This is a genomic window from Pseudomonas lijiangensis (genome assembly GCF_018968705.1).
Classification (GTDB): Bacteria; Pseudomonadota; Gammaproteobacteria; order Pseudomonadales; family Pseudomonadaceae; genus Aquipseudomonas; species Aquipseudomonas lijiangensis.
On sequence record NZ_CP076668.1, the window covers coordinates 4,351,857 to 4,366,675 of the forward strand.

Sequence of the window (14,819 nt, forward strand, 5' to 3'; positions counted from 1 at the left end):
ATCAGCCCGGCAACGGGCAATGCTCGCAGCGCCCTACCCATGCCACCTGATAACTCAGGCAGCAGGTGCGGCGCTGACGACGCTGACCGACATGAGTGACCGCCTGAAACAACGGGTTGCGTCTGCCGTCCGGGCGCACTCGCACAGCCAGCAAGGCCTGCCCGGCCTCCAGCGACACCTCGCTGCACTCACCCAGTTGCACCAGACAACGTTCCAGATACTCCCCGGCGCTGCACCACAACACGCTGCTGGCAAGGCCGCCATAAACGCTCAGTGTGTCAATGAAGGGTTGCAGGTTATCGTCCAGCAGACCGGCGAAACGCTCGAAGGGATCGACCGGCAACACTTGATAAGCAGCGCCCTCGCCCAGCAATTTCACTCCTGTCGGCACGCCCCGCTCATCCAGTGCCAACGCCACCTGTTCCAGATGCAAAGGCCAGTGCCAGCGATAAACAAGGCTGGCCACCACCTGCGGCGCAATCACCTGCATGAAGTAATACTTGGCCCATTGCGACACCAGCACCGGCAAGTGATCGGTCATCAATTGCGGCCCATAAAGCCCGGTCAGCAGCGCATCCAGGGATTTCTTCTGCAGCAGATCCGGCAAGGTTCTGACCGGCCCGGAATGATCCACCGCCAGCAGCGCCTGCCCAAACCGCTCCAGGGGCCCGGCAAACAATGCACTCATCGCGATTCCTGAGTCCGCGGCCACACCAGAGTGAAGCAGGCGCCGCCCAGGCTCGGGCTGCGGTCAATGGAGGCACGGCCTTCGTGCCAGTTGATGATCCGTCGCACAATGGACAACCCCAGCCCGTGCCCGCCGGACGCCCGGGTGCGGCTGTCGTCCAGGCGCATGAATGGCGTGAAGATCTGCTCCCAGGCACTTTCCGGTACACCGGGGCCATCGTCTTCCACATCGAGACGACAGCAGCCCGGCTCAAGCCGATAGCTGATGCTGACCTGGGATTCGGCATGGCGCATGGCGTTGCTCACCAGATTCTGCACGGCACGGTGCAAGTAGCGCGGCTCGGCATCGACCCAGGCCGATTCGCCCTCACCGATAATCACGCACTCCCCACGCCCCACCCGGACATTGGCGCGCAAGGGTGCCAGTTCGGCAATCACCTGATTGATCAGCAGATCCAGATCGATACGCTGGAAATTCAGGGTCGGCGCGCCCTGCTCCAGTCGCGCATAGGTCAGCATCTCGTCCACCAGCTTGTCGAGGTCCTGGATGTCGCTGTCCATACCGGTCATGTATTTGTTGCGCGCTTCGGGGGTCGTGGCGTCGCGGATCATCTCCAGGCCGAAACGCAGACGCGATACCGGGGTGCGTAGCTCATGGGACACCGCACGCACCAGCTCCCGCTGAATCATCAGCGAACGCTGCAAGTGCTCGGCCATGCTGTTGAACGCAGTCGCCAGACGCCCGATGGAGTCGGAGCCCTCGGTGGGCACCCGGGTTTGCAGGCTGCCTTTGGCGATCAGGGTCGCGGCGGCTTCCAGCGCCTGAACCCGTCGCTCAAGAGGCCGCACCAGCAGGTAAACCACCACGCCGATAAAGCACAGCCCCAACAGCGCAATCAGCACCAGCAGTTGCGGCGGATAAGGATTCATCTGGTATAGCGGGCCGATTTCCAGCACCCAGTTGGTGTCAACGATCCCGGACAATACACGGATGGAATCTCCGCCCTTGCCCAGCGCCATGACCGTGTCGCCTTCATAGACACGCCGCCGCTGATCGTCGTCCAGATCGGCCTGATCCAGGGCAAGTAGTTTCAGGTCGAAACCAAAGCCCTTGCTCACCTGCAAGGCTTGCAGCCGGGCCGGTTGCTCATCCACCGGCAGGCGCACCAGTTCGTCGATCAATAAATAGATGGTCGCCCGCGCCAGTTGCTCGGTGATCTGCTGCACCTCGCCGGTCAGCAACAGATGCTCGTTGTCGCTGAGCTGACGATAGACCCTGGCCGCGTGCGGGCCGATCTGCTCGACCACCACCTGCCCACGCTGCAAGCGACTGCGGGCGCTGCTGTCCAGGTTCGCCTGCTCGACGCTCTGCAAGCTCAGCGGAATGCCCAGCAAGCGTTCCCATACCGCCAGCGCACGACGACGCTCGATGTCGTTCAGGGGAATCAGGTTATCGGCCATCACCGTAAACGTGCCGTGTGCCAGACGCTCGCGGTATTGCCCGCTGCGCTCCTGATTGAGCAGGTGCAGCGCCAGCACACCCAACAAGGCCACCAGCACCAGCACGCCCAGCATGCCGCCATAGATGCGCAGGAAAATGGAGTTCATGGGTCAGCCGCTGAAGACAAAGCTGTTCATGTCCTGCGCCGCTTCGGGCACGAACAGATAGCCCTTGCTGCGCACCGTCTTGATCAGGCGCGGGTGAATCGGATCGTCACCAATGCGCGGGCGGATGCGCGAGATGCGCACATCGATGGAACGGTCCTGGCCGTCATAGCCGACGCCACGCAAGGCGGTGAAGATTTCCTCCCGCGACAGGGTGCGCCCGGCATTGGCCACCAGCAGCCACAGCAGATCGAACTCGGCACCGGTCAACTCGATGCTCTGGTCCCGAAGCCAGGCCTCGCGCAAAGCGTTGTCCACCACCAGCGGGCCGAACACCAGACGGCGCAATTCGGCGGCCGGCACTTGCGGTGCTTCGCTGCGCCGCAGCAAGGCGTGGATACGCGCCAGCAATACCCTGGGATGAACCGGCTTGCAGACAAAATCGTCAGCACCGGTATCCAGGCCCTGGATCTGGTCGGAGTCGTCGGTACGTGCGGTAAGCATCAGGATCGGCCCGTCATAACGATCACGAACCTTGCGGCAGATGCTCAGGCCGTCTTCGCCGGGAAGCATCAGGTCGAGGATCACCAGATCAGGCTGCTCATCAATGATGCGCGCTGCCGCCAGAGCGCCATTGCCCTCGATGGTGACGCTCAGGCCGTTGCTCTGCAGATAATCGCAGGTCAGTTCGGCCAGTCGCTGGTCATCTTCGACGATCAGCACCTGCCAGTTTTCTTGCTCCACAAGCGGCCTCCTGATTGTTGTTATGCAAGGCGTTTTTATCGCATCGGTGCGAGCGATTGTAGCAAGCGCGGGGACAAGCACACGACATGCCAAAGCGGCCTTGCATCATATGTTTTTTGTGATAGGGTTCGCGCCCGCAAAAATCCGCTTCGAGTCGCACATCAATGTAAAAAACGATGACAAACGGTCCGGCTCAGTAGTTATGCGGCCTACACGCGATATGGGCGATTCATACACAAACTACGCACAAGCTTATCCACAGGCTGTGCGTTGCAATTGCTACCGCAAACGCATTATCTTGTAGCCCGATCCGAAGCGACACCCTACATGTAGGGTTTTGTGGAGAAACACCAGCACGACTCAATCGAGAAATTCAAGCATTTTTCTTGAGCCTGCAAGGTTGAACTTTAAGACGTGTTCAATAGCCCAAGCGACCGCGCCAGCCTTTGGCAAGCCGGTACACGTCTTGCAACATCAAACCAGCAATCTTCATCAGATTTTCAAGGGAGCGGAGCCATTGAACCGCTCCCCTTTCGACTTCAAAGCCCGGAAGTGCCGACCAAGCGCTCCCAGCTCCGTTTTGAAGTCCTTTGCAGTCGCCCCATTTGGCGGCTGAATGCCTCAAGACGGATCGGTGGGTGGCCTGGCTGCCCGAACAAACTTAAAGAACGTGGAGACACCCATGCAAACAGACACAACTCGCGAGAACTCGCCGACCAATGCGCCGCAATCGGGCCAGGGCCAACAGGACCTGTCTGCGACCGCGCCTGGTCAGTTGCGCGTGATCAAGCGTAACGGCACTGTCGTTCCGTACACCGATGACAAGATCACCGTCGCTATCACCAAAGCGTTTCTCGCAGTTGAGGGTGGCAACGCTGCCGCTTCGTCGCGCATCCACGACACCGTTGCACGTCTGACCGAGCAGGTCACCGCGACCTTCAAGCGTCGCATGCCGTCGGGCGGCACCATCCACATCGAAGAAATCCAGGATCAGGTCGAACTGGCCCTGATGCGTGCCGGCGAGCAGAAAGTCGCTCGCGACTACGTCATCTATCGTGACTCCCGCGCCAAGGAACGTGCTGGCCGCGCTCCAGAAAGCGAAGTCCAGGCACACCCTTCGATCCGCATCACTCGCGCCGACGGCAGCCTGACGCCGCTGGACATGGGTCGTCTGAACACCATCGTCACCGAAGCGTGCGAAGGCCTGGCTGAAGTCGACGCTGGCCTGATCCAGACCGAAACCCTGAAAAACCTGTACGACGGCGTTGCCCTCAAAGACGTCAACACCGCACTGGTCATGACTGCCCGTACCCTGGTCGAGCGTGAGCCGAACTACTCGTTCGTGACCGCCCGCCTGCTGATGGACACCCTGCGCGCCGAAGCCCTGAGCTTCCTGGAAGTCGCCGACAGCGCCACTCACCACGAAATGGCCGACCTGTACGCCAAGGCCCTGCCTGCCTACATCGCCACCGGTATCCAGTACGAACTGCTCAACCCTGTGCTGGCCGACTTCGACCTGGTGAAACTGGGCAAAGCCATCAACCACGAGCGCGACCAGCAGTTCACTTACCTGGGCCTGCAGACCCTGTACGACCGTTACTTCATCCACAAGGATGGCGTGCGTTTCGAACTGCCGCAGATCTTCTTCATGCGCGTGGCCATGGGCCTGGCAATCGAAGAGAAAGCGAAAGAAGATCGCGCCATCGAGTTCTACAACCTGCTGTCGTCCTTCGACTACATGTCGTCGACCCCGACCCTGTTCAACGCCGGTACCCTGCGTCCACAGCTGTCCAGCTGCTACCTGACCACCGTGCCGGATGACCTGTCGGGCATCTACCACGCGATCCACGACAACGCCATGCTGTCCAAATTCGCAGGCGGCCTGGGCAACGACTGGACGCCGGTCCGTGCGCTGGGTTCCTACATCAAGGGCACCAACGGCAAGTCCCAGGGCGTCGTGCCTTTCCTGAAAGTGGTCAACGACACCGCCGTTGCGGTCAACCAGGGCGGCAAGCGCAAAGGCGCTGTCTGTGCCTACCTGGAAACCTGGCACATGGACATTGAAGAGTTCATCGAGCTGCGCAAGAACACCGGTGATGACCGTCGTCGTACCCACGACATGAACACCGCCAACTGGATCCCTGACCTGTTCATGAAGCGCGTCTTCGATGACGGCAAGTGGACCCTGTTCTCGCCATCGGAAGTGCCGGACCTGCACGACCTGACCGGCAAGGCCTTCGAAGAGCGCTACGAGTACTACGAAGCCCTGACCGAGTACCCAGGCAAGATCAAACTGTTCAAGACCATCCAGGCCAAGGATCTGTGGCGCAAGATGCTCTCGATGCTGTTCGAGACCGGCCACCCGTGGCTGACCTTCAAGGACCCGTGCAACCTGCGCAGCCCGCAGCAGCACGTGGGCGTGGTCCACAGCTCGAACCTGTGCACCGAGATCACCCTGAACACCAACAAGGACGAGATCGCGGTCTGCAACCTGGGCTCGATCAACCTGCCGAACCACATCGTCAACGGCAAGCTGGACACCGACAAGCTCAAGCGCACTGTCGACGTCGCGGTTCGCATGCTCGACAACGTGATCGACATCAACTACTACTCCGTGCCGCAGGCCAGAAACTCCAACCTGCGCCACCGTCCGGTCGGCCTGGGCATCATGGGCTTCCAGGACGCGCTGTACCTGCAACACATCCCGTACGGTTCCGATGCGGCCGTGCAGTTTGCCGACACGTCCATGGAAGCGGTCAGCTACTACGCCATCCAGGCTTCCTGTGACCTGGCCGACGAGCGCGGTGCCTACGAGACGTTCCAGGGTTCGCTGTGGTCCAAAGGCATCCTGCCGCTGGATTCGCAACAGATCCTGATCGAAGCCCGTGGCCAGAAGTACATCGATGTCGACCTGAAGGAAACCCTGGACTGGGCGCCGGTACGTGCCCGCGTGCAGAAAGGTATCCGTAACTCGAACATCATGGCCATCGCACCGACCGCAACCATCGCCAACATCACCGGCGTATCGCAGTCGATCGAACCGACCTATCAGAACCTATACGTGAAATCTAACCTGTCGGGCGAATTCACCGTGATCAACCCGTACCTGGTTCGCGACCTCAAGGCTCGCGACCTGTGGGACTCGGTCATGATCAACGACCTGAAGTACTACGACGGTTCCGTACAACAGATCGAGCGCATTCCGCAGGAGCTCAAAGAGCTTTACGCCACCGCGTTCGAAGTGGAAACCAAGTGGATCGTCGACGCCGCCAGCCGCCGTCAGAAGTGGATCGATCAGGCTCAGTCCCTGAACCTGTACATCGCTGGCGCTTCGGGCAAGAAGCTGGACGTGACCTACCGCATGGCCTGGTACCGTGGTCTGAAAACCACTTACTACCTCCGTGCCCTGGCCGCGACCAGCACCGAGAAGTCGACCATCAACACCGGCAAGCTCAACGCCGTATCGAGCGGCGGCCACGGCCCGGACGACTCCGCGATCACCGCGCCACGTCCAGCCGAAGCAGCACCTGCCGGCCCGGCCCCAGTGCCAAAAGCCTGCGCCATTGACGAGCCGGATTGCGAAGCTTGCCAATAACACTCAGGTAACAAAGCACTGAAACACCATCAACCCTCTGCTCATGCAGGGGGTTTTTGGTTTATGGCAGCCTGAAAAACGCGATCCGTCAGGGTCATAAATCACTTTGTGGGAGGCAGCTTGCTGGCGACGCTTCTGTGTACAGACGCAGAGTTTCTGCCGGCTCACAGGCCCTTTCGCCAGCAAGCTGCCTCCAACAAGTTTTGTTTGGACCTTAATTGATCGGTGTTAAATCAGTTGCTGCCGATCCGTGCCCAGAACTCTTCGGCAGATTGGCTGAGTGGCGCTGCCGGGCGGGTCAGATGGATTTCCAGAGGTATATCCCAGCTTTCGTCGAGGGCTCTGACCAGACGCCCATCGAGTATTTCCTGCTCGGTAAGGCTTTTGGGCAACCACGCCACGCCTTTGCTTTCCAGGGCCATGGACATCAGCACCGCCGCGAGGTGGGTGCTGAAAAGCGGTTTGAGGTGCAGGTAATCTTCCTTGCCACGCAGGCGGTGAGCGACGATGCGCCCCAGACCCGACTCATGGGTGTAAGCAAGGTAAGGTAACGCCGCTGGAGATGTACCGAAATTGGCAGAAGCACTCGCCAGCGGCACGAGCACGTCCTCACCCACTTTCTTGCCGATGAACTGATCAGGTGCCAGCAAAGGCGGTACATCGGGGTGGCGATGGCAGAGCAGAAACTGCACCTGTCCATGTATCAGCATCTGCTCACAGACCGCCATGCTGTCGGAGTGCAGTTGCACCGACTCGATGGGGGCACCGTTTTCCGAGCTGCGAAGCCACTTGGGGAAAAATGTAAACGACAGGGAGTGAGTGGCCGCAAATTGCAGGGACCTGGCGGCCACACCCGCTAGCTCTTGAGCCTCGTTGCGTATCCGGTACAAACGCCTGGCAGCCTCCTGGACAGCGGGCAGAATCTGCCTTCCCGCCTCTGTCAGAAACGCTCCCTGAGGTGTGCGCACGAACAGCTCAACCCCCATCCAGTTTTCCAGCGAACGAACTCTGCGGCTGAAAGCCGGCTGAGTGACGTGGCGTGCTTCAGCGGCACGGACAAAGCTGCCGTACTCCGCAAGCGCTGAAAAGTCTTCGAGCCAGACGAGTTCCAAGGGCAATGCCTCCTGTGCATAGGGCGCGGCATTAATAGCATTGGGCGGGTGTCATCGCAAAGCATAACGTGGGGTCATCAACAACAAGAGGAACCCGCCATGCGTATCGTGGACATTCGTGAAAAAACTGTCTCTATTGCTTCCCCTATCGCCAACGCCTACATCGATTTCTCGAAGATGACCTGCTCGGTTGTCGCCGTGGTCACGGATGTGATCCGCGATGGCAAGCCTGTCATTGGTTACGGTTTCAACTCCAATGGCCGTTATGGCCAGGGTGCCCTGATGCGCGACCGGTTCCTGGCGCGTATCACGGAGGCGGATCCCGACACCCTCATCGATCATGAGAACAACAACCTGGACCCGTTCGCCATCTGGAAAACCCTGATGACCAACGAAAAGCCAGGCGGCCACGGCGAACGTTCGGTTGCCGTGGGCACCATCGACATGGCGGTATGGGATGCCGTCGCCAAGATTGAAGGCAAACCGCTGTATCGCCTTCTGGCCGACCGCTACCGTAACGGCGTGGCCGATGACAAGGTCTGGGTCTATGCAGCGGGCGGCTACTACTATCCCGGCAAAGACCAGAGCAAGCTCAAGGCAGAAATGCAGAGCTATCTGGATCGTGGCTACGACGTCGTCAAGATGAAGATTGGTGCAGTGCCACTGGACGAAGATATCCGTCGTATCGAAGCGGTGCTTGAAGTGGTTGGGGACGGTCGTCGACTGGCGGTCGATGCCAATGGCCGCTTCGATCTGCAGACCGGTATTGCGTACGCCGAAGCCATCAAGAAGTACAACCTCTTCTGGTACGAAGAGATTGGCGATCCGCTGGACTATGCACTGCAGGCCGAGCTTGCCAATCACTACGAACTGCCCATGGCGACGGGTGAAAACCTCTTCTCCCACCAGGATGCCCGCAACCTTCTGCGCCACGGCGGCATGCGCCCGGATCGCGATTACCTCCAGTTCGACTGCGCCCTGTCGTACGGGCTGGTGGAATACATGCGTACCCTGAAAGTGATGGAAGACATGGGATGGTCGTCGCGCCGCGTGGTGCCCCACGGTGGTCACCAGATGTCCCTGAACATCGCAGCGGGCCTTCACCTGGGCGGTAACGAATCGTATCCGGACGTGTTCCAGCCTTTCGGCGGCTTCGCTGACGGAATCCGCGTGGAAAACAGCTTTGTAGGCCTGCCGGATATTCCAGGTGTCGGCTTCGAAGCGAAGTCCGCCTTGTATGCCGTCATGCGCGAGCTGGGCGAAGGCTGATCCCTCTATCTGCGGCCCCTGTCCAAGAGGCCGCGGATCAATCTCCAGACCTCAAGCCACATGCCCATCACAACAATAAAATGAGGTGCTTCCGTGGAAATCTCCAAGTCCCGCTGGTACAGCCAGCTGTATGTGCAGGTGCTGATCGGCATCGTGATCGGTGCCGCAATCGGTTACTTCGTGCCCGATATCGGAGCCAAGCTCCAACCCTTCGCCGATGGTTTCATCAAGCTGATCAAGATGCTGTTGGCGCCCATCATTTTCGGTACGGTCGTCGTGGGTATCGCAAAGATGGGCAGCATCAAGGAAGTCGGACGCATTGGCGTGAAAGCGCTGATCTACTTCGAGATTCTTTCGACCATTGCCCTTGTTCTCGGCCTTGTTGTAGTCAACATCGTGAAACCTGGCGTCGGGATGAACATCAACGCCAGCGCGCTGGATGGAAGTGCGATCAGCAAGTACAGCCAGGCGGCAAGCGAGCAAGGCGGCACCATTGAATTCTTCCTCAACATCATCCCCCATACCTTCCTGGGCGCATTCTCCAACGGGGTCATGCTTCAGGTCATTCTGCTCTCGGTCCTGATGGGGGTAGCTCTGGTTCAGATGGGCGAAACCAGCAAGCCGCTGATCAACACCATTGATCTGTTCCTGCAAGGCCTGTTCAGGATCGTTGCAATGGTCATGCGCCTGGCTCCGCTCGGTGCCGGTGCCGGCATGGCGTTCACCATTGGCAAGTACGGGATTGGTACCCTGCTTTCACTGGGCCAGTTGCTGGTCGCGCTCTACATCACGACCCTGATTTTCATCGTGGTCATACTGGGTGCGGTTGCACGGTGGTCGGGCATGCCCCTCATGCAGTTTCTGCGTTATTTCAAGGATGAAATCCTCATCACCCTCGGAACCTGCTCCACTGAAGCCGTGCTGCCGCGAATGATGGTGAAACTTGAAAAGCTCGGCTGCAAGAAATCCGTGGTGGGGATGGTGCTGCCAACGGGGTACACCTTCAATGCCGACGGCACCTGCATCTATCTCACCATGGCCGCCATCTTCATCGCCCAGGCGACCAACACGCCCCTGACCTTCATGGATCAGATGATTCTGCTGGGGGTATTCCTGCTGACCTCAAAAGGCTCGGCCGGCGTGGCGGGTGCGGGCTTCGTGACACTGGCGGCAACGCTCACCACCATCCACTCCATTCCTCTGGTAGGCCTGGTCTTGCTCCTGGGCATTGACCGGTTCCTCAACGAAGCCCGAGCCGTGACCAACCTGATCGGCAATGGCATCGGCACCCTCGCCATTGCCAAGTGGGACAACTCGTTCGACGTAGAGGCCTGCGAGCGTGAAATCGCTGCCATGAAGCACGACAAGGCAGCAAGAAAGGCATTACTGACGCAAAAGTAATCGGCAAGGCACACACAAACGTGTAGGAGGCAGCTTGCTGGCGAAAAAGACTTCAAAACCGACAGATATTCTGTGTCTGTACTGAAGTCGCCAGCAAGCTGCCTCCCACACAGTGATGTATGGCCTTAACTGATCGGCATTAAAGGCTACGCATCGTCCTTTTTCAGGCTTTGAGGGCTGCCGGCGCATAGACCATCCATCACCAGATTCATCAATCTGGCCAGGCGTGGGCGCCATTCGCTCTGGGAATCTATCTGCCATATGCCGGCAATGGCCAGGAAGAAGTCGTCATTGGTCACCCCGCAACGAATCGTTCCGGCCTTTTCATTCGCCTTCAAAAGCAATTCGGCTGCTGACTGGATTGGCGCGTACCCCGACTTCCCCGGAAATTCATATGCAGAGGCGGCCTGTCGTATCGCGGTCGCAAGCCCGGCCTTTGTCATTGCGTATTCAGCGAGGCAGCCCATCCATTCCCGCAGGGCCTCCTCAGGTTTTTTTGTCGCGAGCAGCTGTTCTGCCAACGCGGCCACCTGCTGCATTTCGAATTGATAGACCTCGAATACCAGGCTCTCCCTGGTCGCGAAATGACGATAGAACGTGCCCTGCCCTACCCCGGCCTTTTTCGCAATCGCGCTCAGCGCAACTGCAGGATCGAGTGTCAGCTCGACCACCGCGACCTCCAGGATCCGCTCCCGGTTTTTCCGGGCGTCAGAACGCATCACCAATTCGTCACTCATGAACAAAGTTTTTCCTTCATCGCCTTGCAAAGCGGACAACTGTCCGATAGCTTCCACAAGTGGACAATCGTCCGAATAAACACCATCATTGGATTTTACTATGAACAGCACTGGCAATACGATTCTGGTCACCGGCAGCACCTCAGGCATAGGCCTCGGCCTGGCGCTCGGGCTTCACAAGGCGGGCAACACCGTCATCATCGCGGGACGTCGCAAAGCGCTGCTCGACAAGATCGTATCGGAACATCCGGGCATCGAATCCGTAGTGCTGGACGTCTGCGATCCGCAGTCCATTCAGCGCACCAGCGAAGCGCTTGCGATCAGTCACCCGAACCTCAACGTCCTCATAAACAACGCTGGCATCATGCACTGGGAGGATCTGACCGCCCCGCAAGACCTGAGCACTGCCGAAGACATCGTGACGACAAACCTGCTGGGCACGATCCGCATGGTGTACGCATTCATCCCTCAACTGATCAAACAGCCCAAGGCAACGATCATCAATGTCAGTTCGGCCCTGGCATTCGTCCCGCTGCCTGCCACACCGACCTACAGCGCAACCAAAGCAGCCGTTCATTCGTTCACTCAAAGCCTGCGGGTTCAACTGGAAAGCTCGTCGGTCGAAGTGATCGAGCTTGCGCCGCCGGGTGTGCGCACCACGTTACTCGGCCAGGAAAACGACGAACACGCCATGCCCCTGGACGAGTTTCTGAATGAGATATTCGACCTGCTCAAGGTCACTCCGACCCCGAGCGAACTGGTCGTCGAGCGCGCCAAGCCGTTACGGTTTGCTGAAGCAAGCGGCTCACATGCTGATGTACTGAAAATGCTTTCGGGATACAAACCACCGGCAGAATGATGCTGACCCGCACCTGATGCCATCGGTGGTCGGGCGACATCGCCTTGATGTAAACCGATGGCACTCGCTAGTCTGAATACTGGCCATTCGTCGATTTACCGACAGCAAAACCGACAGCATTCAGGCGCCTGAAATTTTCGCATTCCTCTGAGAGCCACTGTCTACGGGCAGGTGCAACTCTTGACCCAGGTCATGCTCTAACCAAACGCTCGAACATCGTTGCCAATGAGCCATTGCCGGAAAAGCCGAGGCACTATATCCTGCGTTTCTGATTGTAAAAAACACTACATAAGGGATTTCCGCTTCGTTTGCCGCCCATTTTCGGTGCAATGAAAATGAACGTGCAAACCTGAAAAAAAGCGCGAAATCACACAGCAAATTCAATGACGGATGAACAAGCTGCGGAGAAAAATCTGTATACTCCCGCGCTTGCTCCAGGGCACTCAAATGACCATTTGCAAATGCAAAGCTGGCTCACCTGAAAGCAACCCCGAAAACCCGTATTGCTCGCGTGTGAGCCGACCTCACAAGCGCACTGAACGACCGACAATTTCATAGATCGGCGATCACTAAAGACTCCGAGTAAACCTCGAACATTCACTGCCAGCGTGCACCTGTCGCAACGCTGGCGATCCACAATTGAAAATCCAACCGCGGTTGCCGCAGGCACCCTCACGCACAGGAGCTTTACCACCATGCTGAGCTGGGACGAATTCGACAAAGACGAAGGCGAAGTAGCCTCCAAACCCAACCAGGCTGCACAGGCTCACGAAGCCACGATGGATCGCCTGGACAGCGCCGGTGGCGCTGCCGCACTGGAAGCCCGCGCAATTACCGCCAGCGACTCTGCCGCCCTGATCCGCGCCAAGAAAGCACTGGACGCTCTGGACGTTGCCGAAGGTCTGGCTGAACTGGAAGGTGCTTCGGCCCGTGTCGCTGTCGATGAAAAGCGCATGATCAACTGCCGCGCCGACCTCAACCAGCTCGTGCCTTTCAAATATGACTGGGCCTGGCAGAAGTACCTGGACGGTTGCGCAAACCACTGGATGCCGCAAGAAGTCAACATGACCGCCGACATCGCCCTCTGGAAAAACCCGGAAGGCCTGACCGACGACGAGCGCCGCATCGTGATGCGCAACCTGGGCTTCTTCTCCACCGCCGACTCGCTGGTTGCCAACAACCTCGTGCTGGCCGTGTACCGCCTGATCACCAACCCCGAGTGCCGCCAGTACATCCTGCGCCAGGCCTTCGAGGAAGCGATCCACACCCACGCTTACCAGTACTGCATCGAATCGCTGGCCATGGATGAAGGCGAGATCTTCAACATGTACCACGAGATTCCATCGGTCGCCAAAAAGGCAGCCTGGGGCCTGAAATACACCCGCTCGATCTCCGATCCGAAGTTCGAGACCGGCACCGTCGAAACCGACAAGGAACTGCTGCGCAACCTGATCGCCTACTACTGCGTTCTGGAAGGCATCTTCTTCTATTGCGGCTTCACCCAGATCCTCTCCATGGGTCGCCGCAACAAGATGACCGGCGTTGCCGAGCAGTTCCAGTACATCCTGCGCGACGAATCCATGCACCTGAACTTCGGTATCGACGTGATCAACCAGATCAAGATCGAAAACCCGCACCTGTGGGATGCCGAGATGAAGGAAGAAGCCACGCAGATGATCCTGCAAGGCACCCAGCTGGAAATCGAATACGCCCGCGACACCATGCCTCGCGGCGTACTGGGCATGAACGCTGCGATGATGGAGGACTACCTCAAATTCATCGCCAACCGTCGCCTGTCGCAGATCGGCCTGAAAGAAGAATACCCGGGCACCAACAACCCGTTCCCATGGATGAGCGAAATCATGGACTTGAAGAAAGAGAAGAACTTCTTCGAGACTCGGGTTATCGAGTATCAGACTGGCGGTGCGTTGAGCTGGGATTGATCGGTTCTTCTTCTCCCCCTCTTCGCGAATGAATTCGTTCCCACTTCATGTGTGCACAGTGTGTGTATGTGTGGGAGCGAATTTATTCGCGAAAACCCAGGAACATCCATCACCCGCGGATAAAGCCGCACCTCTCCCTGAATTTGATGTACGCCTTACGTGGCTGAGATCAGGGCAGCTCCCCTCCCAGATAACTGCGATGCGTTTTACCGATACGCTCAATAGACGCTTGAGCGACCCCGGCTTGCGCCGCATACAAGGGCCATTGCATTACGGCATCGTGTACCTGCCGGATGACCTTACTAGCATCCATACCTCGAACCAGCCTTGCGACAGACAATAGATCGTCGAGGGTGAAGGCATCGCGCTTCCCGTTAATGGTCATTTGGTGAACATTCCAGTTCAAAGCGCCAACATAGACGTCCCTTTGCCATCTGGATCGGACTCGCCCGAAGTACAGCTATCACATTCTATTAGGAGATCACCCGGTGCCGCGCTGTCGCGCTCCTACATTAAGCTTGCAATTCATGATGTTGCGTTATTTTTGATGAGAGCAATCCATAAAAATGTATAGCGCCTGCATTTCTAGGCACAAACACCAATTCACGACTATAACGCCTATAAATCTATGCATTAAACACCGCAAACCCGAGACAGCAGGATTTACGATTCCGACTCCCTGAAAAATTGAGTCAAGCTGCCCGATCTACATGGGGCAGTTTGGTGATGAGTTACTGATTCACCTTTGAATACTCACCAGTCGTGGTGAGTGAAAGATTGCCCAACAGCTTCACGCCGTCGAGAAAGCGGTGTGTCAGGCAAAGTGAGGCTGAAAATGTGTTGCCTGTCACTGGGTCGTCGCGGCCA

General features: G+C 58.1%; 10 protein-coding genes. 5 read left to right on the forward strand and 5 right to left on the reverse strand.

The window, feature by feature from the left end; genetic code table 11:
- Position 1: 1 nt before the first annotated feature.
- From fhuF to KQP88_RS18135, 3 genes are read right to left on the reverse strand one after another with little or no spacing between them, the layout of a single operon-like run.
- Positions 2-688, reverse strand: coding sequence for a siderophore-iron reductase FhuF (fhuF, locus tag KQP88_RS18125; RefSeq protein ID WP_216703807.1), 687 nt, complete (start codon positions 686-688; stop codon positions 2-4).
- Positions 685-2,295: an ATP-binding protein gene (locus KQP88_RS18130; RefSeq protein ID WP_216703808.1), complete on the reverse strand. Its 1,611-nt coding sequence runs from the start codon at positions 2,293-2,295 to the stop codon at positions 685-687. The genes fhuF and KQP88_RS18130 overlap by 4 nt, the downstream gene beginning before the upstream one ends.
- Before the next feature lie 3 nt (positions 2,296-2,298).
- Positions 2,299-3,036 carry a response regulator gene (locus KQP88_RS18135; protein ID WP_162880412.1) on the reverse strand — a complete coding sequence of 246 codons (738 nt, stop codon included), beginning with the start codon at positions 3,034-3,036 and terminating at the stop codon, positions 2,299-2,301.
- Between the two features lie 682 nt (positions 3,037-3,718).
- Here KQP88_RS18135 and KQP88_RS18140 point away from each other — a divergent pair.
- Entirely contained in the window at positions 3,719-6,631 is a 2,913-nt protein-coding gene (locus tag KQP88_RS18140) for a ribonucleoside-diphosphate reductase subunit alpha (RefSeq protein WP_216703809.1), read from the forward strand.
- Positions 6,632-6,864: 233 nt separating this feature from the next.
- Here the strand turns inward: KQP88_RS18140 and KQP88_RS18145 are convergent, their stop codons facing one another.
- Complete coding sequence (locus KQP88_RS18145) at positions 6,865-7,743, reverse strand: LysR family transcriptional regulator (protein WP_216703810.1); 879 nt, start codon at positions 7,741-7,743, stop codon at positions 6,865-6,867.
- Positions 7,744-7,842: 99 nt separating this feature from the next.
- Here KQP88_RS18145 and KQP88_RS18150 point away from each other — a divergent pair, with 99 nt between their 5' ends.
- Together KQP88_RS18150 and dctA are read left to right on the forward strand one after the other, a co-directional pair.
- The gene (locus KQP88_RS18150) at positions 7,843-9,012 is read left to right on the forward strand and encodes a mandelate racemase/muconate lactonizing enzyme family protein (protein WP_216703811.1); all 1,170 of its coding nucleotides are present in this window, start codon (positions 7,843-7,845) and stop codon (positions 9,010-9,012) included.
- A gap of 93 nt (positions 9,013-9,105) precedes the next feature.
- Positions 9,106-10,413, forward strand: coding sequence for a C4-dicarboxylate transporter DctA (gene dctA / locus KQP88_RS18155; RefSeq protein WP_216703812.1), 1,308 nt, complete (start codon positions 9,106-9,108; stop codon positions 10,411-10,413).
- Between the two features lie 146 nt (positions 10,414-10,559).
- Here dctA and KQP88_RS18160 read toward each other — a convergent pair whose 3' ends face one another.
- A complete protein-coding gene (locus KQP88_RS18160) occupies positions 10,560-11,150 on the reverse strand; it encodes a TetR/AcrR family transcriptional regulator (RefSeq protein ID WP_025261367.1) in 591 nt (196 codons plus the stop codon).
- 100 nt (positions 11,151-11,250) lie between these two features.
- On the opposite strand from KQP88_RS18160, the gene KQP88_RS18165 reads away from it, so the two are divergent.
- Both KQP88_RS18165 and KQP88_RS18170 read left to right on the forward strand, forming a co-directional pair.
- Entirely contained in the window at positions 11,251-12,009 is a 759-nt protein-coding gene (locus tag KQP88_RS18165) for an SDR family oxidoreductase (RefSeq protein ID WP_025261368.1), read from the forward strand.
- A 695-nt stretch (positions 12,010-12,704) separates the two neighbouring features.
- Positions 12,705-13,952, forward strand: a complete 1,248-nt coding sequence (locus tag KQP88_RS18170) for a ribonucleotide-diphosphate reductase subunit beta (protein WP_025261369.1) — start codon at positions 12,705-12,707, stop codon at positions 13,950-13,952.
- Positions 13,953-14,819 lie beyond the last annotated feature (867 nt).

Excerpts from the sequence above, each read along its gene's own strand:
- KQP88_RS18140 (WP_216703809.1), top strand. The coding sequence starts at position 3,719 with ATGCAAACAGACACAACTCGCGAGAACTCGCCGACCAATGCGCCGCAA.
- KQP88_RS18150 (WP_216703811.1), top strand. The coding sequence starts at position 7,843 with ATGCGTATCGTGGACATTCGTGAAAAAACTGTCTCTATTGCTTCCCCT.
- KQP88_RS18165 (WP_025261368.1), top strand. The coding sequence starts at position 11,251 with ATGAACAGCACTGGCAATACGATTCTGGTCACCGGCAGCACCTCAGGC.
- KQP88_RS18130 (WP_216703808.1), bottom strand. The coding sequence starts at position 2,295 with ATGAACTCCATTTTCCTGCGCATCTATGGCGGCATGCTGGGCGTGCTG.
- KQP88_RS18170 (WP_025261369.1), top strand. The coding sequence starts at position 12,705 with ATGCTGAGCTGGGACGAATTCGACAAAGACGAAGGCGAAGTAGCCTCC.
- KQP88_RS18160 (WP_025261367.1), bottom strand. The coding sequence starts at position 11,150 with ATGAGTGACGAATTGGTGATGCGTTCTGACGCCCGGAAAAACCGGGAG.
- fhuF (WP_216703807.1), bottom strand. The coding sequence starts at position 688 with ATGAGTGCATTGTTTGCCGGGCCCCTGGAGCGGTTTGGGCAGGCGCTG.